This is a genomic window from Leptolyngbya sp. NK1-12, assembly GCF_032598965.1.
GTDB lineage: Bacteria > Cyanobacteriota > Cyanobacteriia > Elainellales > Elainellaceae > Elainella.
On record NZ_CP053586.1, the window covers coordinates 1,530,933 to 1,555,090 of the forward strand.

The following is a 24,158-nucleotide window of genomic DNA, read 5'->3' on the forward strand; positions in this document are numbered from 1 at the left end:
CAGATGGTTCCAAGTCAAGCTATTCTCCCAGACAGCAGCCAACTTTAGAGGTGATATGAAATACATCATTCAGTATATAAACTTTGAAAACTGATTACATCGATATGTTTATAAGAAAGCTTTATGCATAGATTAACTAGCGTTTGTTTATGATATCAGCAGATTATGATGAGAGATTCTGATCAGTAACCGCCGAACTGTCCCGTAGAAGCGATAGGTAAAGACAAGAAGTTCCAAATATTCTAAATATTTGTCAGCAAACTTTGAAAGTGCAGCTAGATTTGGTATACTGCCCCCAGCGTTGGCTTCCTAAATCCTCCTCGTAGGAAACTAAATAGCTTCTTGATTTGGTACTGGTTTGGTACTGGTTTGAAAAATAAATTTCGTGGAGCTTTGCTTCCAGACCGTTCTGATTGGCTTTTTTAGCGCTTTTTGATGTTGCCTCAGTAGCTTGGGGCGTTGGTTTTGCGCATTCCATCAAAGTCGATTGTAACAATGTCTTGAGCAACAATGTTTTGAGCGTGAAATTCCAGATCGCCGAGATCTTCTGCCTGAAGTGTTCGAGCGTTGATTGAGGTGAATGGTTGGATGTTGACGAGCAGCAGGTGTGTTGCTTGGAACTGCATAGCCCATCGTCCGAATTTGCAATTTCGTTTTTTAAAGTGTGGACATAAAATTATGCAACACGTGAAATTCTCTAGGTTCCCTAGTGCTTTAGTAGTTGCCTCAGCAGCTTTAGTGCTTTCAGTATCTCCTGGCTATGCTCAGAGTGTTTCTCCAGAATTGGAAACTCGCGCTCGAGATGCCTGCACACAAAAAGCGCAAGCAGACGGTTTCACTGTTCAGGATGTGGTTTCGGTGGCGGCGGCTGATGCCGATACGGTGAATGTTGTACTCAACTTAAATCGAGACGGCCAGCTTTACAAATTAACCTGTGGCTATAGTGCTTCTCAAAACAGCGCCATCGTGGGAGACAGTGCGGGTACAACTGCTACCAGGACCTATCAACCCTGGCTCAATCCCTGGCTGCTAACGTTGCTGCCATTACTGGTAGGGCTGCCGCTGCTGTTAGCTTGGACAAAAGGCCGCAGTTCAGACGAGTATCTCCGCTATACGGGTGTAAAAAATACTCGCGTACATTACGGTGAACGCTCTGAGGCAATCGTGAAAACCGATGGCTCGATGCTGGATATATACTCTGGCCCAGCTAGCAGCTATCGAGTTACTGGCAATCTCCGCAATGGCCAGCGAGTACTGCTATCAGGACGGTATGAAAATAGCTGGGTAGAACTCGCAGATGGCGGCTGGATTCCGGCGCAGTATTTGGAGACCCATCCTCGCTTTGTATCCTAGAGTGCATTTTCTAATACTGCGGAACAGCCTACACTCTAAAGCAACCAATATTAAAGCGAGAATCAGCGAGATTTTCGGCAAATATCTGAGGAAAGGACTGTTTATGTGATTTCTATTGCTGACATCTGCTTCTTACTCAATAATGCTAGAGTTATCTGAAGTTTTCAATTGGAGAATTTGCACAATGGCAACCTACACCCCCCAAGAAATGACCACGATTGCCGAAGCCCCTATGATGATCGGTATGGCGGTTGCAATGGCCGATATGGGAATTGTTTCGACTGCAATTGAGGCGGCAGCGATGTCAAAAGAAGTGTCGGGTGCTGCTGCCAAGTATCCCAATAACTCGATCATCCAATCGGTGTTCTCAGAAGCCGCGATCAAGAGCGGTGCAATTAAAATGGAAAAGCCGGACATTAAGCCAGAGGATGTGCAGTCTGGTGCCGTAGTAGACAAGGCTTTAGCAGCAGTCGATGCGGCCGTGGGTGTTGTATCGGGCAAAGCCACTCCGGAAGAAATCACTGAATTCAAGCAGTTTGTTTATTCCTGTGCCGACGCGGTTGCCAATGCAGCGGGCAGCGGCTTGTTCGGTTCTGGCAACCCCAAAGTCAGTGCTCCAGAAGCAGCGGCGCTAGCGAAAATTAAAACAGCTTTAGCAATTTAATCGGCGAGTTGATCGGCAGCCGATACCTGTTGATTATAAGCATTGATTATCGTCGGCTAGATTGAGGCTGGCTTACCTGCGCTTCTACCTAGAATCAATTCTTCGGGTAGAGGCGCTATGTTCATGTTGTTATTGCCACTTCATTTCTGGAGCAATCCGTGGCTAAGTCGCTGAAATAATCTGCTGAATCTCAAAGTTAATTTGCATTCTTTTGCAAAGCTCAGTTATTGCGCAACTCTTCCGTTAGAATCCAAATATCAATTCTCCAAAGAATCCACTGTACAGCTCAATGTACGACTAAACGGAATTGGTGTTATTCGCTTTTTTAGGGAGATAACAATGGTTTTTGCTCGCTGGTCTAGGATATTTGTCCCCATTTTGTTGAGCCTATTGCTCTTTATTACGTCTTGTTCCAGTACTCCTTCGCGCTATTCACAGGTGCAAAAAGACACAACCCGGTGGGGAGCACCCGGTGCGGTTGCTAAAAAGGCCGAGAAGGGCGGCACGTTCAATCAGTTTTTCCCCGATCCAACTCGTTCTTATGAAGTCATCCCCACCCAGGAAAAGAAAGGGTTTGCTGAATATAAAGTGATCAAGGATGGCAAGACGGTGGCAATGCTGTCGATCAACGATACCCTCAGCCTGCCGACTGCTGCTGCTAAATACAAAAACAGCACCGAAAAAATTGCGGGCTATCCAGCTGTAGATCAGGGCACAACCACGACTGGCATTTTGGTGAATGACCGCTATCAGGTTAAAGTGCTCTCTCGCGATCCTTCCTTTACAAAAGAAGACCGGGTAGCTTGGCTGCAAAAATTTGACCTGCGGGGCTTGGCCAAATTAGAAGGAGCAACCACCACAGCGAAGCAATCTAGCCCAAGCGAGGCAAAAACACCCAAATTGGCTCAACCCAATCCCCCTGTTGCTGAACCGGTCCTGACCGATGCTAAATCCCGTGCCGCTACTATCAAGGCCAAGGCCGACGAAGTTAGGGCCAAAGCTGCCGCTGCGATGGAAAAAGCCGCTGCTGATTCAGCCCAAGCCAAAAAAGCCCAACCCGGAGATGAGTATCCACCGATGCTGAAGCCCCTGTTGGCCCCGCAACCTGCATCTTAATTAAGCTGAATAACCAAGCTGAACATTAACTGAATTGCTTGTTCAGCGCGTTTAAGTTCAGCATGTTTAAACCGCTTTCGCACTTTTACGCTTAAGGAGTCGATTGTGAGTAAACCCATATATCAGTTGGTGGATGAGTTGCCTAAAGGTGGCCTCACCGTAACCGCATTAAGATCTCTGGATTTTGTGATTCCAGGCCAGTGGAATAATCTGGTCGGATTCGACAATACAATTCGAACCGTCACTGGCGAAACCGACGAAGCTCTGATTCAGCAAATTGGTGAACGCGCCGTTACGCTCTACAACGATAAATCTCAAGGCTATCAGCGGGCACTCTGGCTCTATGAATCGGTCGATTCGGCAGCGGGATTGCTGGGAGCCGCCGCAATTGCCAACCGGATTGGGCAAGATACGTTCTTGGGATTTTTGAAGCACCTGACGCCCAAGCCTGAACGCGCCCAAAGTATTGACCTCTGCATCAAGCTGGTGACCGAACTGGTGGCCTTCTGTCAGATCAACGGCATTCCCGGTGACAGTATTGGTGATTTCTTGGCGGCCCTGAAAGACTACAGCGGCGAGTCGCTGATGCGGATGGCAGCTCTAGTTTCCTTCGATGGCTTGATTCCGCTAGGAGCGGGCTTTACCGAAAAGGCGCTTTCTGTCCTCAAGGGCACCAGTCCCTCTGAGCTGAGCCATAACCAAACCTTCAAGGGTGTCGATGAGCTAATTCCGGGTGATGACAACGCGAGCAAACTCTCCTTTATTACCCAAAGCTTTGAGTCCACCAAAGGCTGGATGGAAGACTTTGTCTCTTCCCGCAATCTGACGCAGGGCGATTTGGTGAATAATCTTTCTAAGTTTGTCGAGATCTCCAGCGATAAGCTGGATTATCTGGGGGCGTTTCTGGATGTCACCGTGAAGTATTACCGCCATACCGGCATCCAAACTCTGGCCCGCCGCCTGATCGAACGAGCCGTGGCGGAGATCTGATCAATCTTAAGCTGCCTTGTGTGGCTTTTGTTTCGAAGCGAAAAGTGGCTGGTGGGGTTAAGGCTCTGCCAGCTTTTTCAAGCTAATGCCAACCCAACTGATGCCAACTCAACTCGCATCAGTTTTCGTTTAGCCTTCCTGAATCAGGTCTTTGAACCAGTCGTCGCGGGCAAGCTCTTTGAAGTTGGGGTCGGTTTTGGCTTCTTTGCGATAGCGCGGATTCAGGTCGATGGCCTTTTGCAGATTTTCCATTGCCGACTCAGTTTCGCCTTGCAGGGCGTAGCAGATAGCGCGGTTATAGTAGGCGCTGGCAAAGTCAGGTTTGATTTTGATCGCACGGTTGAAGCTGGCGATGGCCTCCCGGTCGCGGTTGAGCTGCAGCAGGGCGTAACCTCGGCTATCCCAGGCTTTGTGGGAATCGGGCTGAAGTTCGGTGACGCGATCCAATGAGGCGACAGCATCGGCATAGCGCTGGAGTTCCAACAGAGCCATACCGCGATTCAGCCAGGCTTTGGCATTTTCTGGATCGACCTGGGTGGCTTTGTCAAAGGCGGCAAAGGCTTCTTCCGAGCGCTGTAAGGCTCCTAGGGCGACGCCGCGATTGATATAAGCTTCCGAATAGTCGGGCTTGATCTCTAGCGCCTTATCATAGGAGGCCAGCGCCTGCTCAAATTGTTTGGAGCGGTTGAGGGTGATGCCGCGATTCAGCCAGGCTTTGTAGTCCTGCGGCTGGAGTTCTACAGCACGGTCAAACATGGCGATCGCCGCATCATATTGTCGCAGTTCCATCAGCACAATCCCCTGGTGATACCAGGCTAGGGGATTGTCAGGCTGGAGCTTGGCAACTCGGTCATAGGCCGACAGCGCGCCTTCGTAGCGTTTCATTTCCTCTAGGGCGCGGCCTCGCTTCATCCAGATGTCGGCATTGTCAGGCTGGCTGGCCAGGGCTTTGTCGTATTGGTAAATCGCAGCCTCGTAGTCACCGGTAGCAAATAGGGCTTCTCCTGACTGCACGTAGTCTTCCGGCAGGTAGAACAATTCCGGCTGGCTAGCCTTGAGGCGATTGATTTGATCGCTCAGGTTGGCGAGTTTTTCCTGGGTTTCGGATACAAAAGCATCAGCAATATACTGAGGGGTAATTTCGCCTAGCTTTTGCAGAATAGCAGCCTTTTCAGCCTGGGCTTCCTGTTGCAGCGCGGTCAACTGGGCTAACAGCTCGGCTTCGGCCTGCTGAAGTTGGGCCAGGGTTTGTGCTTGCTGATTCGCAGCTCCCGACTGCAACTCGGCTAACTGAGCAGCGTAGCGAGATTCAATCTTCTCCAGGTTTTGCCGCATCCGTTCCCGCTGGGACTGAACATCGCCCTTGAGGCTGGCGAGTTGGGCGACTAGGTCAGCTTCGGCCTTCTGCAGATTTTGCAGCATTAGATCGCGGCTCTCTTGCCCACTGGTCTGAAGCTGGGTGAGCTGATGGTTGAACTCGGCCTGCAATTGGTCCACCAACTGTCGCACTTCGGCCTGTTTAGCCTGGGCATCGACTTGCAAGTCAGAGCGCTGGGCCGTGAAATCTGCTTCGATCCGTTCCAGAATCTGCTGCAATTCATACTGTTTCGCGGCGGCGGTAGCTTGCAGATTAGCCTGTTGGGAAATCACCTCGGCCTGCAACTGGTCCAGAATCCGCTGCAGTTCGGTTTGTTTGGCTTGGGCGGCAAACTGGAGTTCGGCTTGCTGGGCGGCAAACTCACCATCGAGGCGGGCCAAGTTCTGCTGAATCGCTTCGCGCTGAGCCTGAATATCAGTCTGGAGCTGGGTAATGCGCGTTGTGAACTCAACTTCCGATTGACGCAGGATGCGCTGCAGTTCGGTTTGTTGCGTCTGGATATCACTTTGCAGCTCGGCGCGTTGGGCCGCAAACTCCTGCTTCAATTGGGCAATGTCTTGCCGCACCAGCTCTTTTTGAGCCTGAATTTCTACCTGGGCATTGGACCGCTGCGCCACCAGCTCAGTCGAGAGATGCTCCAGAGTTTGCCGGATTGTTTCCCGCTGGGCCAGGATATCGGCCTGAAGCTGGGACAATTGGGAGGTCAGCTCGATGCGGAATTTTTCTAGATTGGCGTAGAGTTCGTTGCGGTGCTGGGAGGCGTCATTTTGCAACTGATTCAAGTTGGCGACGCAGTCCGCTTCGATGGCCCGCAGCCGTTCGGTCAGCTGGTCGCGCTGTTTCTGGGCATCGGCAGTCACAGTTTGCTGCATTTCAGTCAGGTAGGAGCCAAAATCGGCCTGTAGATCCACCAAATGCTGAATCGCCTGGTCTTTGTGCTGGTTAGTTTCGGTTTGCAGTTGGCTGAGCTGGCCTGCAAAACCGCCGCGCAATTGGTCCAGCTCCTGCACAAACTGGTCCCGCTGCTGCTGAGCATGGATTTGCAGATCGGAAAGTCGTCCGGCTGCCTCCGACTCGATCTGACCAAACTTTTTCTGCACGGTAAGCAACTGGCTTTCCAGAGACGCCATCGTTTCTTTCTGGCGGCGAGCCACTTCAGACAGCAGACCATCTAACGTATTCTGTTTGACTTCAATCTCGCGCTGAAAGGCGCTGGCATCCTCGCCTAACTGGTCGGCATAGTCCTCATAGTGGCGCAGAAGCCGTTTAATTTCCTGCTTGGCACTGCTAATCTGGCTTTCTAGATCGCCAATTTCCTTGAGATGGGACTGGACAATTGCCGTCACTTCCCGGATTACCGACCGCCGCAGCAAATAAAGCGCAATCAAGGCTCCTGCCGTAATCACCACAAGCGTGCCCAGCATGACGTTAAACAGCATGGCAGTGCGGTTCAACGCATCTAGACGCTGCTGGATCGCCTGCTCGGTTGGATCGGAGGCTGGGGCAGAGGTTTGAGCCAGCAGTTCGGCCTTGGCGGGTCCGACAACGGGCACCTGCGCCGAGGCTGCATCAACCGATAACAACAACAGAGAGAGCACAATACCTTGCTGTAATCCGGTCAAAAGCTGGAAATTTTTGCGCTTCATCAGGCGGTTCCTCTGTCGCGTTGCGGTTGAAGTTGAAGAAGATTAAGGGATTGGGGAAGAAAGGGACAATCGCCCATCTTTTCAAGGGTAATCAAAATTATGCCGAATGATGGGAGGAGATCAAAATCCCAGCCGAGATTTGCTGATTTATTGGCGAGTCAGGAGCCTGTAGGCCGATAGAATTCTATGCAGATGGACTAACGGCAGGTGATGGCTAGGTGGGTTTGTGTAGCAGCGGTCGCTTAGCGGAGCCGCTTTGCGTCTACAATCGCCGTAGACAAACAGCCGGTCGGTTCGATGACCTCACTACCCCAATTATCAGTCGTTCAGTTTAATATCTTGACGGTGGATCCGCGTGGGCAGCCGCAATCTCAACAGTCCCAATCAGCCCAGGTTTACTGCGAATTAGTCAACGGTGTCAGTTTAGAACTAGTGGCGATTCCAGCCGGTTCCTTCCTGATGGGAGCACCGAAAACTGAACCGGGTTGGCACCCCAGTCAGGGGCCGCAACATACGGTCAACCTCAATCCCATTTGGATCGGCAAATACCCGGTGACGCAGGCCCAGTGGCGTGCAGTGGCAGCCCTCCCGCTAGTCAATCAACCGTTAGCTAGTCATCCCGCCTGCTTCGTCGAGGAAAACCGTCCAGTTGAGCAGGTCTCCTGGTATGAGGCTATCGAGTTTTGCCTACGCTTATCGCACCACACAGGCCGCTCCTACCGTCTGCCCAGCGAAGCTGAGTGGGAATATGCCTGTCGAGCTGGCACTACTACGCCCTTCTACTTTGGCGAAACCCTCACCACCGATCTGGCCAACTACTCTGGCGTCAACTGGGACTATCAGGGCAAGATTTGCAGCAAAGGAGCTTACGGCCAGGGACCAGAAGGCGTCGATCGCCGTGAAACCACCAAGGTCGGGGAGCTGGGCAGCGCCAATACCTTCGGCCTATACGACATGCACGGCCAAGTCCGGGAATGGTGCCAAGATTGCTGGCATCGTAGCTACGAAGGTGCCCCTACCGACGGCAGCGCTTGGACTGAAGCCGACGGCCAACAGCGAATCCTGCGGGGTGGGTCCTGGAATAGCAGCCCCAATGCCTGCCGTTCTGCCTTTCGTAATAAATTAGATGCCGACGCTCAACTCTACGATGTGGGGTTCCGCGTAGTGAGTGATGGCTTGCCTATGTGAAATCTGAGGGTGAATGCTTATGTGAAGTATAAGGGGTGCAGAGGCAGTGCCCCTGAACCTCGCCTGAAAAAGGCCGTAAGTTGAACAAGAGTAGGGCAGCTTAAATAAGGATTGATCCTAAACGTCCACAACCTCTGACCGCTCTGGTGAAGGGTTGCGCCTTCCGTTGGTTGCGACAAAGTGGAGGAAGCGACAGAAACTCCACAGCCGTTTAGGTCAAAGTCATTCATATCACAATCCGTTAGGCCAGATTTGGGCCAAGTTGTCTACAGCCTTTTTCAGGCTAGTGAAGTACGAAAAACGGGGTGCAGGGGCAGTGCCCCCACGCCCCTATACCTCACATGAGTGAAAACGCTGTATATCTAAAGTCATCAACATCAAAGTCATCAACGTCATCAATGTCAAAGCGATTGATCTAGCCAAGTCAATGTAGCCCAGATGATGTCACAAATAATAATGCTGACTGCATCTCTGACGTCGCTCTCCTTCGAAACGCAGTAAGGAGCCACAGCGGTATAACGCTCCTTCAGCACAGTTTGTGATTTTGTTATGTCTTCAACTTATCAGTTCAGTTGGCTAATCCTGCTGATCTTGAGAAAGATTTCCACTTTGACCAGAGAAAATTGGTTGGCAAAATAAAGCACACCAAAAATCATTTGGCCCCTTGAAATGCAGCAGCAAAGAAGTCTAGCTCGCACTGCATGGCATAGCGGTAGGTGGACTGCACTAGGGGCGTCAGGGTGGCATAGCGGTCGGCTAGTTCGGCTAACTGCTGCGCCAACGGTTCAAACTCGTCGCTGCTGTAGGTGCGAATCCAGTCGCTGTAGGCATGGGTTGGAATGCCGTTGATAGCCAGCTGTTGGCCCAAAAAGGCATAAAGCTTCATGCAGGGCAGCATCGCCGCCGCCGTCACCCCCACATCCTGGCTCCAGACCGTCGCCAGCAAAAAATCTGTATAGCGTCGGGTGGCGGCACCCGGTTTCACGGTCTGCAAATCCACGCCCCACTGTGTGGCATACCCCTGATGCAGCTTGAGTTCCTGTAACACGCCTCCTGCTAGCTCGTGAAACACCGTAAATCCTGACCAATCGGGCGCTTTCGCAGCAGCTACGCTATAGGCGCGAGCAAACGCTTCCAAAAAAAACGCATCCTGCCCGACGTAATAGGCAAATTTGGTTTTTGGCAAGCTGCCATCGCCGATGCCCTGCACAAACGGATGCTGGAGACAGGCTGTTGCTAGATCTTGATTGGCTTGCCAGAGGGTCGCGGAGAGAGACATGGGGGAGGGGAAGGGGGAGTTTTGAGTTTTGAGTTTTGAGTTTTGAGTTTTGAGTTTTGAGTTTTGAGTTTTGAGTTTTGAGTTTTGAGTTCGGGGAGAGGGTGAGGGGGGAGTTTTGAGGAGATAGGGCTTGTATTAAGTAGGACAACCCAATTAAACAGCAGATGGAGTGTGGGCATCTGGCTTAATCTAGCGAGAGGCTGGCATTACGGATCTGTAATGAATGATGTTGTGAATGATGCTGATCTACTTACCTTCCTTTGGTTGGCTACAGGTGACAACATGTAACTGTCTGCCTCATACAGATTCTGTCACTCAAAACTCAAAACTCAAAACTCAAAACTCAAAACTCAAAACTCAAAAAAAAGGGGGCATTGTTGTGCAACACCCCTGTTTGATTCATTTTTGAGTCGGTCTAGTTGCTGACGGCTTTGGCAGCTAGTTTGGCTTCACCGCCGACAAGGCGTTCGTAGGTAGCACGCATTTTTAGACCAACCAAGACTTGGAACAGGCCGGTACCGTTGGTGGAGCCAGGATATTCTTTGTGCTTCAGCAGCAGCTCGGTCATTTCACCGTAGTACTTGGTGGAGGTGTTGCTGAGGTGGCTCTCAATATAGATCATTTCTTCGAGGCGATCGAACTGGCCATCTACTTCCAGGATCGATACGCTGTTGCCGTAGTAGGTATCGGGGCCATAGAACATGCGGATACCCGGATAGGAGCAGGTCAGCTTGCGTCCGCAGGGAATCCAGTCAATCGTCGATCCTTCGTCGAACAGGTAGACTGGCTCGAAGCCCTCCACCCCATCTTTTTGCACCAACCGCACTCGCAGTACCTTCCGCTCGGTGTCGTTGGGAATTAGCTTGGTGGGTAGTACCTGAATCACCGCATCGGCATACTGTTTTTGCACATCGATGTAGGCATTGAAATCGGGGCGGCGAGATTCGATTTGGGCCAAAACATCTTCGTAGGTGTGACCCCGCTCGGCCATGTCACGCTGGATCTTCCAGGCAATTTTCACCTCATCATCGATGTCGAGGTAAACGCTGAAATCCAACAGCGAGCGGACACGCTCATCGTACATCGGATGCAGACCCTCAATTACCACAATCGGCGTGGGCACAATCCGCTCTGGTGGATCGATGGTGCCGGTTTCGTGGTTGTAGATCGGCTTCATAACTTCCTGACCTGCTTTGAGCGCTTTCACCTGCTCGTACATCAGGTCAAAATTATTGGCCTTGGGGTTGAGTGCGGTGACGCCTACTTCCTTGCGCTGCTTACGATCCAGACTGTGGTAGTCGTCTAAGCAGATAACAGTCATCAACTCTTCACCAAACAAATCGGCAAGGCGGCGAAGAAAGGTTGACTTACCGCATCCGGAGTCTCCGGCAACACCGATCAAGACCACACGGTCTGGCTTACTGGTCATAGGGTTCCTCTATGGTCTAAAACAACTGCATCAATATGAATTTAAACTTTTAAGAAAACGGTTCCTCTGGTTGGAGGTTCCTCATAACTAGCCGCTATAATTAGCTGCTTGCTTGCCTAGAGAACTCAGCACTGCTAAAAGCCGCAATCTTAAGCAGCCCGAGCAGGATTAAAAGCAACCTGGAACAGGTCGCCAATCATCCAGTCCGGGTCGCAACCTACTCCAAAACTAGATAGGTATTTAATCCTATCCGTTACTTGGAATTCTACCAAAACGTGATCCCCACTACAAGGTAGGGCTGGAAATTACTTTGGCGATCCCCACTTTATGCTAAGGGCAAGAGGGGCCAGAAGTGAAGCGTTGAGAATTGGGAGTTTAGGAGTCAGAATACAGGAGTCAGGAGTCAGAATATTTGCTTTGCTTATAGGTGTGATAAATAACAAAATGGGTTGTTTTTGTATGATTGGATACTACAACTCTGAAATCAATCTAAAAATGGATTGTTTTTGACAGTCTTGCCATTAAAGTCCTGAGTATGGTGATGCAGGGGTATGGGGTCAGACCATTCTTAAATCTGACCTCCTTGGTGTGTTTGAGGAAGACTTTGGCAATGCTACGCTAGTACACACTAGTCTAAGGAAACGAGCTAGAGCTGAGCTAGAGCTAAGTCAAGGCTAAGCCAAAGCCAAGCGAAGGCATCGTTGATCTAGGCATGGTGTGGTGAAAATGGCGCTTTGCGCCGAATTAATAGGGTTAGGAGAAGAATCGATTAGCAATGTACAATCCAAGCGCAGCGGGTGGTGTTGCCAGCACAGCTTATGGTAGCCGCCTTTTCATCTATGAAGTAGAGTGTCTACGCCAAAACGGAGAAACTGACAAAATGGGCTACCCGATTCGTCGGAGTGGCAACCTGTTTATTACGGTGCCTTACTCCCGCATGAATCAGGAAATGCAGCGAATCGCTCGCCTCGGTGGCAGGATTGTCAGTATTCGCCCATACGATGGCACTAGCGCCAGCAACGGTCAGGTTTCCTCCCGCACTGAACCCCAACCTGTTCAGTCAGCAGAGGCAAGTAAACCCATGACTCAAGCGAAAGAAAAACCAGCAAAGCGGACTGATGTTCCTGTCAACATCTACCGACCAAATAATCCCTACATCGGCAAGTGTCTGTCCAACGAAGAGCTTGTAGGTGAAGGCGGCATTGGCACGGTGCGTCACCTCAAGTTCGATATCTCGGGAGGTGATCTGCGCTATCTCGAAGGTCAGAGCATTGGCATTATTCCAGATGGCACCGATGCCAACGGCAAACCCCACAAGATTCGTCTGTACTCAATTGCCTCAACGCGCCACGGCGACGATGTGGATGATAAAACCGTTTCTCTTTGCGTGCGTCAATTAGAGTACAAGCATCCTGAAACCGGCGAAACCGTTTACGGAGTCTGCTCCACCTTCCTGTGCAATCTGGAAAAGGATGCGGATGTCAAGATCACGGGACCCGTTGGTAAGGAAATGCTGCTACCCGATGATCCAGAGGCCAACATTATCATGATGGCAACCGGGACGGGTATTGCTCCTTTCCGGGCCTACCTCTGGCGCATGTTCAAAGATGCCGAAAAAGCAGCAAATCCTGACTACCAGTTTAAGGGCTTTGCCTGGTTGATTTTTGGTATTCCCACCACACCCAACATTCTCTACAAAGAGGAGTTGGAGGAATTGCAGCGCAAGTACCCCGACAACTTCCGTATCACCTACGCTATCAGCCGCGAGCAGCAAAACTCAGAGGGCGGCAGAATGTACATTCAGCATCGGGTAGCAGAACATGCGGATGAGATCTGGAACCTGGTGAAGCAGGAGAAAACTCATACCTACATCTGCGGTTTGAAGGGCATGGAAGACGGCATCGATGAGGCAATGGCAACTGCCGCCGCCAAAGAAGGCATTACCTGGAAGGAGTATCAGCGCTCGATTAAAGAACGCTGGCACGTGGAAACTTACTAGAAATTGCCAAGCCAAATTTAGCTCAATTCATTACCAGGGGAATTCGTTCTCCTGGTTTTTTGTTAAACAAACGTCCGCATCGAGTAGGGTAAGTGACCCGTATCGTTGTGCGAAATCAGCATAGTTTGATCATCGTCCTTGATTGAGATCTCACTGACACCACAGTTGTGATTATCTAGATGAGTCCAATACTCCGGTGAAATGCGCATGGCTCGACAGGCCAAATAGCGGATCAAATTACCGTGGCAAACGATGACTTCATGTTGTTCGGTATTTACAAATTCAGCATTCGCAGTTTTAGCAAACTCAGCTTCAGAAGGCTTAGCCAAGGACTCAGCCAAAGGTTCAGTAAAGTAATAATGAAATACTCTTTCCACTCGGCGTTCGTGTTCAGCGATTGTCTCAAGTGGAATCTCAGCCATCCAGGCGGCTGGCTGAACCGGCAAGCAAGGAATGCATTCCCTCAGCAGCGGCGATGCTTGCAAGACAGCAGCCGGTAGTTTCGAGCCAATCAGTTCTGCCGTTTGACAAGCTCGATGCAGGTCGCTGTGATGGATCTTGCTGATGGGCAACTGAGATAGGCGCTCGGCAGTTAACAGGGCTTGCTGCTGGCCCAAATCGGTTAGATAGCCATGGACATCTTTCGGTTCGGTATTGGCGTAGGCAGCCTGTCCGTGTCGCACCAAGTAGATTCGTCGCCCCATAAGTTTCGCTACAACAACTGAAACTGATACTCCTCAATACGATACGACAGATGGGAACTTCAGATGCTAGGGGTATCAACCTGCACCAATCTCGGCAGGCAATAGCTTGGTAACTTCACCAGACGGAGTCAGGTTTCTGGATTGCTAAGGAGGGAGTGAACGCAAACCATACTTTTCTGAAGTCGCACCATACCTTGCAATCGGTTTGCATACTCCAAGTCCATACTTGCCTGTAAAGACACAGACTCAAGCTTCGCCTATCGTAGTAGATGTCAAGGCAAGCAAGACGCAAGCCCAACCAAGAACTAGGCAACGATATTGGAACGGCAAACAATCATCTATCCCGTCAGCTTCCGCCAAACTTTCCGCATGGTTAGACGCTATTGTATCTACTTTGATTGGCAGTTTGATTCATCCCAGTGAACCCGTGATTCACTATGAGTGCGATCAGCGTGGAGAAATCTGGCGAGTGTATGACCCTGAAACTCAGCGAGAGGCGGTGTTTTTCAACGAGAACGAGGTGCGAGTGTGGCTTGAGCGCCGCTACCACTAATAGGCTGAGCGAATTGGCTAGTTGATTCTGGATTTTTGATTCACAGTTGTTACGAGTTATTTATTACGAATCATTCACTTTAACGAACTAGGAGCATATTCTATGCAACGCTCAATTTTCGCAGCATTGTCTACAATCGCATTGATGAACTTGTATAGCTTGCCTGTATCAGCCCTGAACGGACGCTTTGAAGCATCGCGAGAACAGGTGATGAATAAAGCTGAACAGCGATTCGATAAGTCACGCCAAGAAACGATCGAAAAGTTGAATTCTCGGTTTGAGAAATCACGTGAGCAAGTGATGAAAAGCTCAACCAAAGATTTGAGGAATCGCGCGAGCAGACAATGAACAAATTAAACGAACGCTTTCAAGAATCACGGGAACAGCAAATGAATAAACTGAATTCACAATTCGAGGAATCACGCGAGAAGTGATAAACAAACTCAATGGACGCTTCGAAAAATCGCGCCAAGAGATGCTGAACAAGTAAATCGATACGGCGAAATGCATGCATGGCAGAGCCATGCCCCAAGCAAGCAACCTCACTCAACAACGAGATGCAACAATGGCACAAATCAACGGCGACAACAACAGCAACTTTCTGTCTGGTTTTGCAGAGGCAGACGTGATTAGGGGAATGGGGGATTCGATATTATCGATGCGGCGGCTGGAAATGATTACGTCTTTGGTGGAGATGATGGCGATACAATCTTTGGACGAGAGGGTCAAGACAGTTTGTATGGTGAAGTTGGCAATGACCTTATATATGGTGAAGCTAGCAATGATCAAATTGATGGTGGAATTGGTGAGGACTGGCTTTACGGCGGTGCAGACCTCGATACGCTAAACGGATTTAATGGTAACGATTGGCTCGACGGCGGCAATGGTAGTTTGTCCCGACGAGCACACGTTGCGACTGCCTTTACCACCAGCTTCCACCACCGTAAGCCGGTAGCCCCGGCTTCATCGATGATCTTGACGATCATGTTCAGCAGTAACTTTTCCATGACGATGACGAGCTTGTTGGCTCGCTGGGTCATGTGGATTACCTCTTGATGCGTTCTGTTGCAACAATCAAAGACAAAACTCTATGATTTTACCTTGAACCATAGCGGATTATAGGTTTCGGCTATCAAAAGGTTCAGCAAGTTTGAGGCAATCAAATGCTGCTTATTGCCAAGCATTGCATAAACTTAAAAATATGGTATTTGCTTGAAGTATAGACTTATATCTATTAAGTATCTATAAATTCAAATCAATTCAACGAAAGCAGCTCAATGGGATTGTTGCGCAGAGAGCGATCGCAATTCACACGAACTAGAGGCGGGGAGCGCCAAACAAAAAAGAAAACCTTATGATTTGCATTTAATATTGCGTTTCAAATCACATGTTAGGGAGCGCAAAAATTTGTCCATTTCAGAATAGACTTAAATGCATAGAGATTCGAATCTTGATAGATAAGAATCTATGAGAAGTAGTACAGCACAGCTATCATCGTGTAACCCCGTTGGGAGAGCGGCCATCCCTGCTCATGCTCTCGGCAGGTTCTCGCATAACGCCTGTGCTGTACGGGTGAAGCGTTTCACCCGTACTCTTTAAAGCTCACTTATCACAATAATCGTTCCTCGTTAGAGGAGGGGAGGGAAGTATTAGTGGATTTCTTGTCTTATTTCTTGATGGACTTCGTGAAGCAGTTGCAGTCCCCAACACTCAGCTTTTTGATTGGTGGCATGGTCATTGCTGCCCTTGGTAGCCAATTGGTAATTCCAGAGTCGATTTGTAAGATCATCATCTTCATGCTGCTCACTAAAATCGGTCTGACCGGTGGTATTGCGATCCGCAATTCCAACTTGACGGAGATGATTTTACCCGCACTGTTTTCTGTAGCAGTAGGGATTCTGATTGTATTCATCGCGCGCTTTACGTTGGCCAAGCTGCCGAAGGTCAAAACCGTGGATGCAATTGCGACTGGGGGTTTGTTCGGTGCTGTGAGTGGCTCTACCATGGCCGCCGCCCTGACGCTCCTGGAAGAACAAAACATCCGATACGAGGCATGGGCTGGCGCACTCTATCCCTTCATGGATATCCCAGCACTCGTAACTGCGATTGTGGTGGCCAACATTTATCTCAACAGAAAGAAGCGTAAGGCAGACGAGTATCTCAGTAAGCAGGAGTATCCCAGTACCGCAGGAGAATATACCAGTACCGCAGGCCCGTCTCTCAGTCCCGCAGGCGCATCTCTCCCCGCAGGCACGTCTTTCAGTACCACAGGCGATTATTCCAGTCCCGCAGGCACGTCTCCCAGTCCTGCAGGTGATTATCCCAGCAGCCGACAAGAGTATCGCAGCAGGAAGAAGGGGCCTGCGGATAATCGGGTCAAGATATGGCCAATCGTGCAGGAAAGCCTCCAGGGGCCTGCCCTATCGGCAATGTTGCTCGGCCTTGCTCTTGGCCTGCTCGCTCGGCCAGAAAGTGTCTATGAAAACTTCTACGATCCCCTCTTCCGCGGCTTGCTTTCGATCTTGATGCTGGTCATGGGTATGGAAGCTTGGTCAAGGATTGGCGAATTGCGCAAGGTGGCCCAGTGGTACGTCGTGTATAGCGTGATGGCACCGTTTGTGCATGGACTCATCGCTTTCGGTCTCGGTATGATTGCCCACTACGCCACAGGATTCAGCATGGGCGGTGTCGTGGTTCTGGCCGTCATCGCCGCCTCCAGTTCAGACATTTCAGGTCCGCCCACACTGCGAGCCGGTATCCCGTCGGCCAATCCCTCCGCCTATATTGGTGCATCCACAGCCATCGGTACACCGATTGCAATCGGCTTGTGTATACCGTTCTTCGTCGGGCTTGCCCAGGCGATAGGCGGCCTCTAATCCCAGATGGGTCGCGGTCTGTCGGCACTCTCTTGACTCGGCAGACCAAGCAACTCAACATATAAGATCAATGTACGTAGGTAAAGAGGTAACCAACATGGCCAAGCCAGCCAAAAAGCTTGTCATCGTCACGGAAAAGATTCTGCTGAAAAAGATCGCCCAGATCATTGAAGAAGCCGGGGCGACTGGTTATACGGTGTTAGAGACTGGCGGTAAAGGTAGTCGCAACGTGCGCTCGTCGGGACAACCGAGCGTTTCTGACACTCAGGCGAATATAAAGTTCGAGGTGCTCACCCCGGATCGGGATATGGCCGAGAATATTGCCGACCAGGTCGCAGTGAAGTTTTTCCTCGATTTTGCGGGCATTATCTATATCTGTGATGCAGAGGTACTGTACGGGCACAGTTTCTGTGGGCCAGATGGCTGTTGAATCGAAACGACGCAGACCTAGAAAGCCGGGGTCATGCCCCGGCTTTCTAGTAGCCGTATTTCTTGCCTGCGGGACTTGAGTTTCATAAGAACAACTTTGTCAGGAATCTGACGAATGAAGCGACGCCAAAAAACCAGCATCACCCAAGGCTTCTCGGACATCAGCAGAGAGATGGCGAGCGTCTTTCAGTTTCATAGTGTCTGACTGAAATGGCTACACTTCCATGTTAACCATTTATCGCTCTGAGTAACTTCCAGAATCTAGGGCCCACATCCCGCTGTAGATAAATGAGCGAATAACCTGACGCTTCAGCAATTTGTTCATAGGTCTGATTTTCCCAAGCGCCGACTAGCAGAGCAATTTCTGCCTCTGAAAGCGATCTGTCAATTTGAGCGGACATCTCTGCACTAATAACTTCAAGGGCTTGAGTTATATCCATTTTGATTCTGCTAATTTGCAACCTAGTAATTTCATTACATCAGGTATTCTTTCCGGATTGCCAGCACCGTATTCTGATCAAACCATACTTTTCTGAGGTTGGTTCATACCTTCCAAAATCCTTTACATACTCTAACTCCATACTTTTCTGTAAAGACAGCGACAAAAATTCCGCCTATCTTAGTAAGTGTGAAGGCAACCAAGCCGAATCAAAACCACGCGGAGTGAACCAGTGAATCTCTTCCAGTTCTAGAAATAAAGCCTCCGCAGTTCAAATTTTTGAATCTCTCTGGTTTTGCAGCCTTGCAGCTCTTTTAATCCACTGCCACGGGCAGGATGGCTGAGATTTGCTGTGGTTTGCTTTCACTGTATTCCGCTTAACACCTCAAGAAGAAACACTCATGCCTGAGATTAACGTTGGTCGAATTGGTTTAACCCCTATTACTTGGACTGATTATGTTGGCACAGCTAAAAATGGCGATGATATATTCAGCGACGGTCCAGAAGATATCTACAAATTCAGTATCGATAATCAAGGTCGAAACATCAACCTGACATTGCGCGATATTGCATCGGGACAAAACGCAACGCTGCAATTATATCGAGATGTCAACGGTAATGGTAGATGGGATGCTACAGATCAAGCTCAAGGACTGTTGGCCTCTTCGGGCAATCCAGGCAACAGCGACGAGTCGATTAACTATCGGGGCGCAGCAACCGGAGGCACCTATTTTGCCAGAGTTTATAACTATGGTTCAGGTACTACCTACCATCTAGATCTTTCTGGCACCCTGTCAAATGGCAGCAGCTACGACCGTGCTAGTAACCTGTTGCCAAAAGAGGTAGCTGTGGGCAGATTAGTGAGCGATCGCAGCTTTAACAGCTCTGTGAGCGACGCTAACACCACGAATACCTACGCTTTTTCGGTGTCAGCACCACTATTTCAGCGTACTAAGGTGGATTTCATCCTGAATGGGCTGAGCAATAATGCTGATATGCGTTTGGTCAGGGACTCGAATAATAATCGCATCGTCGATCGCGGTGAGGTGATTGCTAGCTCAATGGCAGGCGGTATTTCAGCCGAAAAGATTTCTGCCTCTCTGAGTTCCGGCAATTACTATTTTCAGGTTTACCAATTCAGCGGCAACACCAACTACAACCTGACCATGGACCACAAGGGAACTTCGTTCAGCTAGTACGAATTCTTCAATATTAGGGTTACAGGAGGAGCTAAGGGGACCGATATGACTCGTATATATTCTTATATATACACTTGTGTAGAAAGTCTCCTGCTCCACCAGCCTTGGTAGAAAGTTTTGTAGCCTTTAGATTTTGAGTTTTTTTGGCGACACCGCGAGCTTGCTGTTGAATCACCAAGTCATTGAAAGTTTGCGGTTTTGTCTTTCTAAACTATTGTCCTTAGTTCCAAATTCACGGAGAAGAATCAATGGCAATTTATTCCATGTATGACTAGGAGCATCATCACAATGGCACAAGTTCTACAACTCAACAATCATATAATCAATGCCGAAGAAATTATTTCTCTGTTGACTCGCTATCAACTTATTCCACAATTGCTGTGTGAATCGCTCATTGATCAAGCGACTGCGACAATTGAATGCACAACCGAGGAAGTCGCAGTAGCCTATCGAGAGTTTGATTGGCAATGGGGGATTACTTCAGAGGATGAACGACAGCAGTGGCAATCTTACTACGGGTTAACGGCAGTACAGTTAGACCATTTAGTGACTCGAACACTCAGGGTAGAGAAATTTAAGCAAATTACCTGGGGGCACAAACTGGAATCCTATTTTCTCAAACGTAAAACCCAATTAGACCAGGTCATCTACTCCCTATTGCGCGTTACGGATCACGATTTTGCAAACGAGCTGTACTTCCGCATTCGAGAAGGAGAGGAATCCTTTGCCGAATTAGCTCGTTACTACTCTGAAGGTCCGGAAGCTGCTACAGGTGGTCTGCTCGGCCCGGTTGAGTTGGGTAGCCTTTCAATCCAGTTTGCTCAGTTACTCTCTGGTCTGCCAGTCGGGGAAGTCCAGCCGCCAATTCCTCTGGGCGAATGGCAGATTATTGTTCGGGTTGAAAAACAAATGCCAGCCCAGTTAGATGCAGCCATGCGTCAGCGTTTATTGCAGGAACAGTTTGAAACTTGGTTTCAACAGCAAATTCGCCAGCTTCCACCGTTAGAGCAGATTTGGATGGGCGTGAGAGCCGAGCAAAAGCAAGCAGCATAGCAGGCTTAAAGGCGCTATAGTTGGATCTAAGCTACCTCGGTGAGGGTTGTGCCATGACATCTCAATTGCAGCCTGTCCTCAAACCGGAGATTACTTACCCCGAAAGCGATGGACGGCCCATGTCGGATAACACTAAACAGTTTCGCTGGATTGTGGTGATTCAGCAGAACCTGGAATGGCTGTTTGCCGCGATCGCTGATGTGTTTGTAGCTGGCGATTTGCTTTGGTACCCGGTTGAGGGAGATAACAAAACCTGTCAGGCTCCAGATGTAATGGTGGTATTTGGCAGACCCAAGGGCGACCGCGGCTCCTACCGGCAGTGGGAAGAGGGCAATATTGCGCCGCAGGTTGTGTTTGAGATTCTCTCTCCCAGCAATACCCAGACCGAGATGAATAAAAAGCTGGTATTCTACAACCGCTACGGTGTCGAAGAATATTACCTCTATGATCCCGATAAGAAGGATTTGAGCGGCTGGTGTCGCAAGGGCGAACAGTTAGATATTATTGACCCAATTGACCAGTGGACCAGTCCCCGTCTGGGCATTCGGTTCGACCTATCTGGCGAGGAACTACAAATCTATCGTCCAGATGGCAAGCGGTTTCTCACCTATGTCGAAATCGCTCAACAGGCAGAGCAGGCCGAACAGCAGCTAGAGCAAACCGAACAGCAGCTAGAGCAGGAGCGGCAACGGGCAGAGCGCTTAGCCGCACACTTGAGAAGCCTCGGCATTGACCCGGATCAGGTGTAGGGCTAGGATTCGATCGCACCTAACGCCTTGAGGGTCATTTTCTGCGCTTCTGTTAGCCCAGTCACGCCAGTGATGTTCATACCTTCATAGGGGCGTTCAGCGCGAAGGATATTTTCGGTACTGCTCCTAACCGGATTCCACAGTCGAATCGTGCAATCGGCACTGCTGCTAGCCAGAGTTCGCCCGTCTGGACTCCAAGCCACTGCTCGCACCCAGTTATCGTGACCCCGCAGGGCACTCAGGCATTCTCCAGTCGCGGGATTCCAGAGCTTGATTGTTGGATCCACACCTCCACCCGCCAGCCTCGCTCTATCTGGGCTGAAGGCTACTGTCCGCCTTGTAATCCCCTAGATTCGATCAGGGCCAAGGCCGCTTCCGCTGAACCAGTCAAATGCAGCGACCGCACCCCACTGCCTTCTAGCGCCCCCACTTCGGCTGGCTTTTCCCGACTAGTGAGCAGCAAACAGCTTTGGTGAGAGGCTTCCCCCAACAGCTTAAACAAGTCACCATACGGCTCATAATCGGGCTGACAGTAGCCGGCTCGGTCGCCTTCCTGGAAAATACGTTTCCACGTTGTCGAAAATCAGCAGACAGCGGTGGATGCGCAGATAGTGCAGCAGGCGGGGCAGGGTAGCCTGGGTTTCCTGTTGATTGGACAGAAACTGCACCAGATCGGCCAGCAGGGTGGGCAGTGGGGGGACATCCCGCAGCGATCGCCACACCACATACTCGAACTGATCTTGCAGCTGATGCGCGATTTTGGCCGCCAGCGAACTCTTGCCAATTCCACCCATACCCAACAGCGCAATCAAACGGCAGTGCTCCTGCAAAATCCATTTCCTGAGGGTATTTAACTCTTCGATGCGGCCATAGAAGACTGACACATCAACCGCTTCACTCCAGTCGGTAGCAATCAGGCCGGGAGGCGGTTTAAGAGCAGCCTGCTGTAGAGCAGAGATTTGCGAGCGTTGAGTGGTATGGCTCGCTTCTGCGGAGTTGGGTTGCAACGGTTGAGGTGCAGGGGGCGACGGTAGAGTGGGGGGTGCAGGGGCGCTAGCTGAACTGGGAGTAGGATCTAGCTGAGCACTTGAAACAGTAGAGCTTTGTGCTTGCTGCAGAGTGAACTCAAACCTTTCTAAAACCGCCCAAACTGTAGTTTTGTTGAGTTTGCGGTCAAAAACCTGGCTCAGCAGTTTCCAAAATTTGGGACCAGCATCTCGTTGCAGATAATTAAGGGAATAGCCAGAGGCTGCAGCGATTTGCTCGTAGGTATAGTCATGCCATGCGCCGGTCAGGAGGGCAATTTCAACTTCGGTTAATGGCCTGCCCATGTCGGCAAGCATTACCTGATTGACAATTTCAAGTCCTTGCTGGAAGTTCATCTTTACCGCCCTACCATCCCGATTGCAGTTCTGATTGCAGCTCAAACAACATCAGTCCGACTGGCAACCATATTAAATTACATGTTTTTATATGAAGTATTTTGTCATACCGGATTCAATAGATTGTTTGCTTTTGATTGCGAGCTGATCGACTCAGTTAACTGAGTAGCAGCCGGCCAACTAGCCCAGGATCCAGTTAAAAACTAGTTCCTAGCCTCACTCCATCTGTTGCACCCTCTGAGTTTCTATTGGTCTAGTTCTATTAAACAGCTCGAAAATACTGCATACCTGATTGACATAAGGTAACTGTACGCGATACATCATGAGTCAACAACTCGGTATGTTTTTTACAATGCAAAGTTTTCTTAAGCTTCGGTTTTCTCGGTATGAGGAGGGATAGACATGGATACCAACCTGATTCTATCCAACATCCTGAACCCACCTATTTTGTTCTTCTTTTTGGGCATGACGGCTGTGTTCGTCAAGTCCGATTTAGAGGTGCCCGCTCCTTTTCCTAAGCTGCTCTCGCTGTATTTACTATTTTCGATTGGGTTTAAGGGCGGCGTCGAGCTAATCAAAAGCGGCATTACGCAGGAAGTCATCCTGACCCTGCTGGCAGCCATGATCATGGCCTGTTTTGTGCCAATTTATACCTTCTTTATTCTGCGACTGAAGCTGGATACCTACGACGCGGCAGCAATTGCGGCGACCTACGGTTCAATTAGTGCGGTCACGTTCATTACGGCTAGCGCTTTTCTCACCGAGCTAAGCATCGATTTTGATGGCTACATGGTGGCTGCCCTGGCCCTGATGGAATCGCCAGCCATTATTGTAGGGCTGATTCTAGTGAATCTGTTTACTGTAGATGGCAAGCGGGATTTTTCCTGGCCGGAGGTGCTACAAGAAGCGTTTCTCAACAGCTCGGTGTTTCTCTTGGTCGGCAGTTTGCTGATTGGTGTATTGACCGGAGAGCATGGCTGGCAGGTGCTGGAACCCTTCACACAGGGCTTGTTCTACGGCATTCTCACTTTCTTTCTGCTCGATATGGGGCTAGTGGCGGCCCGTAGAATTAAAGACTTACAAAAAACCGGCGGTTTCCTGATCTTATTTGCCATACTGATTCCAATAGTGAATGCAGGGATTGGGTTACTGATTGCTAAATTTATTGGCATGCCTAGGGGAGATGCGCTTTTGTTTGCGGTGCTTTGCGCCAGTGCTTCCTACATTGCGGTTCCAGCAGCGATGCGGCTGACCGTACCAGAAGCCAACCCCAGCCTCTACGTATCAACTGCCTTAGCGGTAACGTTTCCATTCAATATTATTGTGGGAATTCCGCTATACCTGTATGCAATTAATCTGATGTGGACCTAAAACGAATTGTGGAGCTGAACTCATGCATCTTGTCAAAAAGATTGAAATTATTGCCAATTCCTTTGAACTGAGCAGAATCCTGGATAGCCTAGACCAAGCAGGTGTATACGGCCATGCGGTGATTCGCAACGTGGCGGGTAAGGGACTGCGGGGCGGAGCAGAGGATCTGGATATGACCATGCTCGATAACGTCTATATCCTGGCCTTTTGTGCGCCAGAGCAAATCAAGCCGGTGGTAGAGAATATCCGGCCACTGCTAAATAAATTTGGTGGCACCTGCTATATCTCGGATGTGATGGAAATTCGCTCGGTGAAATGTGTGGCGTCGCTGTAAGCTCCGAAAATCTCGTCAAACCTGTTA

At 49.8% G+C, this 24,158-nt stretch carries 24 protein-coding genes and 3 pseudogenes; 16 read left to right on the top strand and 11 right to left on the bottom strand.

All coding sequences use genetic code 11. The features are described 5' to 3' along the window. Positions 1–443: 443 nt before the first annotated feature. A complete protein-coding gene (locus tag HJG54_RS06085) occupies positions 444–626 on the bottom strand; it encodes a hypothetical protein (protein WP_316433930.1) in 183 nt (60 codons plus the stop codon). Between the two features lie 112 nt (positions 627–738). Between HJG54_RS06085 and HJG54_RS06090 the strand changes: the two genes are divergently transcribed. The 4 genes from HJG54_RS06090 to HJG54_RS06105 all read left to right on the top strand — a co-directional run bounded on the left by HJG54_RS06090 (position 739) and on the right by HJG54_RS06105 (position 4,123). Beyond that, positions 739–1,353, top strand: coding sequence for a hypothetical protein (locus HJG54_RS06090; RefSeq protein WP_316433931.1), 615 nt, complete (start codon positions 739–741; stop codon positions 1,351–1,353). Positions 1,354–1,537: 184 nt separating this feature from the next. Then, positions 1,538–2,017: a hypothetical protein gene (locus tag HJG54_RS06095; RefSeq protein WP_036002833.1), complete on the top strand. Its 480-nt coding sequence runs from the start codon at positions 1,538–1,540 to the stop codon at positions 2,015–2,017. A 339-nt stretch (positions 2,018–2,356) separates the two neighbouring features. Further along, positions 2,357–3,133, top strand: coding sequence for a hypothetical protein (locus HJG54_RS06100; RefSeq protein WP_063834735.1), 777 nt, complete (start codon positions 2,357–2,359; stop codon positions 3,131–3,133). Positions 3,134–3,238: 105 nt separating this feature from the next. After that, positions 3,239–4,123: a hypothetical protein gene (locus tag HJG54_RS06105; RefSeq protein ID WP_036002836.1), complete on the top strand. Its 885-nt coding sequence runs from the start codon at positions 3,239–3,241 to the stop codon at positions 4,121–4,123. Between the two features lie 129 nt (positions 4,124–4,252). On the opposite strand, the gene HJG54_RS06110 is transcribed toward HJG54_RS06105, so the two are convergent. Further along, positions 4,253–7,147, bottom strand: coding sequence for a tetratricopeptide repeat protein (locus HJG54_RS06110; RefSeq protein WP_316433932.1), 2,895 nt, complete (start codon positions 7,145–7,147; stop codon positions 4,253–4,255). Between the two features lie 297 nt (positions 7,148–7,444). Between HJG54_RS06110 and HJG54_RS06115 the strand changes: the two genes are divergently transcribed. Further along, on the top strand, positions 7,445–8,335 hold the full coding sequence (locus tag HJG54_RS06115; protein WP_316433933.1) for a formylglycine-generating enzyme family protein: 891 nt from the start codon (positions 7,445–7,447) through the stop codon (positions 8,333–8,335). A 652-nt stretch (positions 8,336–8,987) separates the two neighbouring features. On the opposite strand, the gene HJG54_RS06120 is transcribed toward HJG54_RS06115, so the two are convergent. Further along, the gene (locus tag HJG54_RS06120; RefSeq protein ID WP_316433934.1) at positions 8,988–9,614 is read right to left on the bottom strand and encodes a TenA family protein; all 627 of its coding nucleotides are present in this window, start codon (positions 9,612–9,614) and stop codon (positions 8,988–8,990) included. Between the two features lie 415 nt (positions 9,615–10,029). Then, positions 10,030–11,043 carry a phosphoribulokinase gene (locus HJG54_RS06125; RefSeq protein ID WP_316433935.1) on the bottom strand — a complete coding sequence of 338 codons (1,014 nt, stop codon included), beginning with the start codon at positions 11,041–11,043 and terminating at the stop codon, positions 10,030–10,032. A gap of 775 nt (positions 11,044–11,818) precedes the next feature. On the opposite strand from HJG54_RS06125, the gene petH reads away from it, so the two are divergent. Beyond that, the gene (petH, locus tag HJG54_RS06130; RefSeq protein ID WP_316433937.1) at positions 11,819–13,042 is read left to right on the top strand and encodes a ferredoxin--NADP reductase; all 1,224 of its coding nucleotides are present in this window, start codon (positions 11,819–11,821) and stop codon (positions 13,040–13,042) included. A gap of 62 nt (positions 13,043–13,104) precedes the next feature. Here petH and HJG54_RS06135 read toward each other — a convergent pair whose 3' ends face one another. Next, positions 13,105–13,746: a histidine phosphatase family protein gene (locus HJG54_RS06135; RefSeq protein WP_316433938.1), complete on the bottom strand. Its 642-nt coding sequence runs from the start codon at positions 13,744–13,746 to the stop codon at positions 13,105–13,107. 226 nt (positions 13,747–13,972) lie between these two features. Between HJG54_RS06135 and HJG54_RS06140 the strand changes: the two genes are divergently transcribed. The 3 genes and pseudogenes from HJG54_RS06140 to HJG54_RS35390 all read left to right on the top strand — a co-directional run. Continuing rightward, a complete protein-coding gene (locus tag HJG54_RS06140) occupies positions 13,973–14,299 on the top strand; it encodes a hypothetical protein (RefSeq protein WP_316433939.1) in 327 nt (108 codons plus the stop codon). Between the two features lie 102 nt (positions 14,300–14,401). Continuing rightward, positions 14,402–14,647, top strand: coding sequence for a hypothetical protein (locus tag HJG54_RS06145; protein ID WP_316433940.1), 246 nt, complete (start codon positions 14,402–14,404; stop codon positions 14,645–14,647). A 297-nt stretch (positions 14,648–14,944) separates the two neighbouring features. After that, positions 14,945–15,142: pseudogene (locus tag HJG54_RS35390) on the top strand (calcium-binding protein); the annotation flags it as partial. A gap of 27 nt (positions 15,143–15,169) precedes the next feature. Here HJG54_RS35390 and HJG54_RS35395 read toward each other — a convergent pair. After that, positions 15,170–15,339 (bottom strand): annotated as a pseudogene (locus tag HJG54_RS35395) (P-II family nitrogen regulator); the annotation flags it as partial. 612 nt (positions 15,340–15,951) lie between these two features. Here HJG54_RS35395 and HJG54_RS06155 point away from each other — a divergent pair. Both HJG54_RS06155 and HJG54_RS06160 read left to right on the top strand, forming a co-directional pair. Continuing rightward, on the top strand, positions 15,952–17,175 hold the full coding sequence (locus tag HJG54_RS06155) for a sodium-dependent bicarbonate transport family permease (RefSeq protein ID WP_316433942.1): 1,224 nt from the start codon (positions 15,952–15,954) through the stop codon (positions 17,173–17,175). Between the two features lie 97 nt (positions 17,176–17,272). After that, positions 17,273–17,605 carry a P-II family nitrogen regulator gene (locus HJG54_RS06160; protein WP_316433943.1) on the top strand — a complete coding sequence of 111 codons (333 nt, stop codon included), beginning with the start codon at positions 17,273–17,275 and terminating at the stop codon, positions 17,603–17,605. 226 nt (positions 17,606–17,831) lie between these two features. Here HJG54_RS06160 and HJG54_RS06165 read toward each other — a convergent pair whose 3' ends face one another. Next, positions 17,832–18,044 carry a hypothetical protein gene (locus tag HJG54_RS06165; RefSeq protein ID WP_316433944.1) on the bottom strand — a complete coding sequence of 71 codons (213 nt, stop codon included), beginning with the start codon at positions 18,042–18,044 and terminating at the stop codon, positions 17,832–17,834. Between the two features lie 400 nt (positions 18,045–18,444). On the opposite strand from HJG54_RS06165, the gene HJG54_RS06170 reads away from it, so the two are divergent. The 3 genes from HJG54_RS06170 (at position 18,445) to HJG54_RS06180 (ending at position 21,044) form a co-directional block, all read left to right on the top strand. After that, complete coding sequence (locus HJG54_RS06170; RefSeq protein ID WP_316433945.1) at positions 18,445–19,239, top strand: pre-peptidase C-terminal domain-containing protein; 795 nt, start codon at positions 18,445–18,447, stop codon at positions 19,237–19,239. A 291-nt stretch (positions 19,240–19,530) separates the two neighbouring features. Then, a complete protein-coding gene (locus HJG54_RS06175) occupies positions 19,531–20,295 on the top strand; it encodes a peptidylprolyl isomerase (protein ID WP_316433946.1) in 765 nt (254 codons plus the stop codon). Positions 20,296–20,348: 53 nt separating this feature from the next. Next, a complete protein-coding gene (locus HJG54_RS06180; protein WP_316433947.1) occupies positions 20,349–21,044 on the top strand; it encodes a Uma2 family endonuclease in 696 nt (231 codons plus the stop codon). 2 nt (positions 21,045–21,046) lie between these two features. Here the strand turns inward: HJG54_RS06180 and HJG54_RS06185 are convergent, their stop codons facing one another. The 4 genes and pseudogenes from HJG54_RS06185 to HJG54_RS06195 form a co-directional block, all read right to left on the bottom strand. Further along, positions 21,047–21,331: a hypothetical protein gene (locus HJG54_RS06185; protein ID WP_316433948.1), complete on the bottom strand. Its 285-nt coding sequence runs from the start codon at positions 21,329–21,331 to the stop codon at positions 21,047–21,049. Between the two features lie 6 nt (positions 21,332–21,337). Further along, positions 21,338–21,388: pseudogene (locus tag HJG54_RS35400) on the bottom strand (hypothetical protein); the annotation flags it as partial. Then, complete coding sequence (locus tag HJG54_RS06190) at positions 21,370–21,546, bottom strand: hypothetical protein (RefSeq protein WP_316433949.1); 177 nt, start codon at positions 21,544–21,546, stop codon at positions 21,370–21,372. The gene HJG54_RS06190 and the pseudogene HJG54_RS35400, both read right to left, overlap by 19 nt. Positions 21,547–21,559: 13 nt before the next feature. Next, complete coding sequence (locus HJG54_RS06195) at positions 21,560–22,426, bottom strand: NB-ARC domain-containing protein (RefSeq protein ID WP_316433950.1); 867 nt, start codon at positions 22,424–22,426, stop codon at positions 21,560–21,562. Between the two features lie 402 nt (positions 22,427–22,828). Here HJG54_RS06195 and HJG54_RS06200 point away from each other — a divergent pair, with 402 nt between their 5' ends. Beyond that, positions 22,829–23,797: a sodium-dependent bicarbonate transport family permease gene (locus HJG54_RS06200; RefSeq protein ID WP_316433952.1), complete on the top strand. Its 969-nt coding sequence runs from the start codon at positions 22,829–22,831 to the stop codon at positions 23,795–23,797. 22 nt (positions 23,798–23,819) lie between these two features. Then, positions 23,820–24,131: a P-II family nitrogen regulator gene (locus HJG54_RS06205; RefSeq protein ID WP_316433953.1), complete on the top strand. Its 312-nt coding sequence runs from the start codon at positions 23,820–23,822 to the stop codon at positions 24,129–24,131. Positions 24,132–24,158: the final 27 nt, after the last annotated feature.

Coding starts and splice junctions, on each gene's coding strand:
- HJG54_RS06085 (WP_316433930.1), bottom strand. CDS start 626: ATGCAGTTCCAAGCAACACACCTGCTGCTCGTCAACATCCAACCATTC.
- HJG54_RS06095 (WP_036002833.1), top strand. CDS start 1,538: ATGGCAACCTACACCCCCCAAGAAATGACCACGATTGCCGAAGCCCCT.
- HJG54_RS06100 (WP_063834735.1), top strand. CDS start 2,357: ATGGTTTTTGCTCGCTGGTCTAGGATATTTGTCCCCATTTTGTTGAGC.
- HJG54_RS06110 (WP_316433932.1), bottom strand. CDS start 7,147: ATGAAGCGCAAAAATTTCCAGCTTTTGACCGGATTACAGCAAGGTATT.
- HJG54_RS06115 (WP_316433933.1), top strand. CDS start 7,445: ATGACCTCACTACCCCAATTATCAGTCGTTCAGTTTAATATCTTGACG.
- HJG54_RS06120 (WP_316433934.1), bottom strand. CDS start 9,614: ATGTCTCTCTCCGCGACCCTCTGGCAAGCCAATCAAGATCTAGCAACA.
- HJG54_RS06125 (WP_316433935.1), bottom strand. CDS start 11,043: ATGACCAGTAAGCCAGACCGTGTGGTCTTGATCGGTGTTGCCGGAGAC.
- petH (WP_316433937.1), top strand. CDS start 11,819: ATGTACAATCCAAGCGCAGCGGGTGGTGTTGCCAGCACAGCTTATGGT.
- HJG54_RS06135 (WP_316433938.1), bottom strand. CDS start 13,746: ATGGGGCGACGAATCTACTTGGTGCGACACGGACAGGCTGCCTACGCC.
- HJG54_RS06145 (WP_316433940.1), top strand. CDS start 14,402: ATGCAACGCTCAATTTTCGCAGCATTGTCTACAATCGCATTGATGAAC.
- HJG54_RS06160 (WP_316433943.1), top strand. CDS start 17,273: ATGGCCAAGCCAGCCAAAAAGCTTGTCATCGTCACGGAAAAGATTCTG.
- HJG54_RS06165 (WP_316433944.1), bottom strand. CDS start 18,044: ATGGATATAACTCAAGCCCTTGAAGTTATTAGTGCAGAGATGTCCGCT.
- HJG54_RS06170 (WP_316433945.1), top strand. CDS start 18,445: ATGCCTGAGATTAACGTTGGTCGAATTGGTTTAACCCCTATTACTTGG.
- HJG54_RS06175 (WP_316433946.1), top strand. CDS start 19,531: ATGGCACAAGTTCTACAACTCAACAATCATATAATCAATGCCGAAGAA.
- HJG54_RS06180 (WP_316433947.1), top strand. CDS start 20,349: ATGACATCTCAATTGCAGCCTGTCCTCAAACCGGAGATTACTTACCCC.
- HJG54_RS06195 (WP_316433950.1), bottom strand. CDS start 22,426: ATGAACTTCCAGCAAGGACTTGAAATTGTCAATCAGGTAATGCTTGCC.
- HJG54_RS06200 (WP_316433952.1), top strand. CDS start 22,829: ATGGATACCAACCTGATTCTATCCAACATCCTGAACCCACCTATTTTG.
- HJG54_RS06205 (WP_316433953.1), top strand. CDS start 23,820: ATGCATCTTGTCAAAAAGATTGAAATTATTGCCAATTCCTTTGAACTG.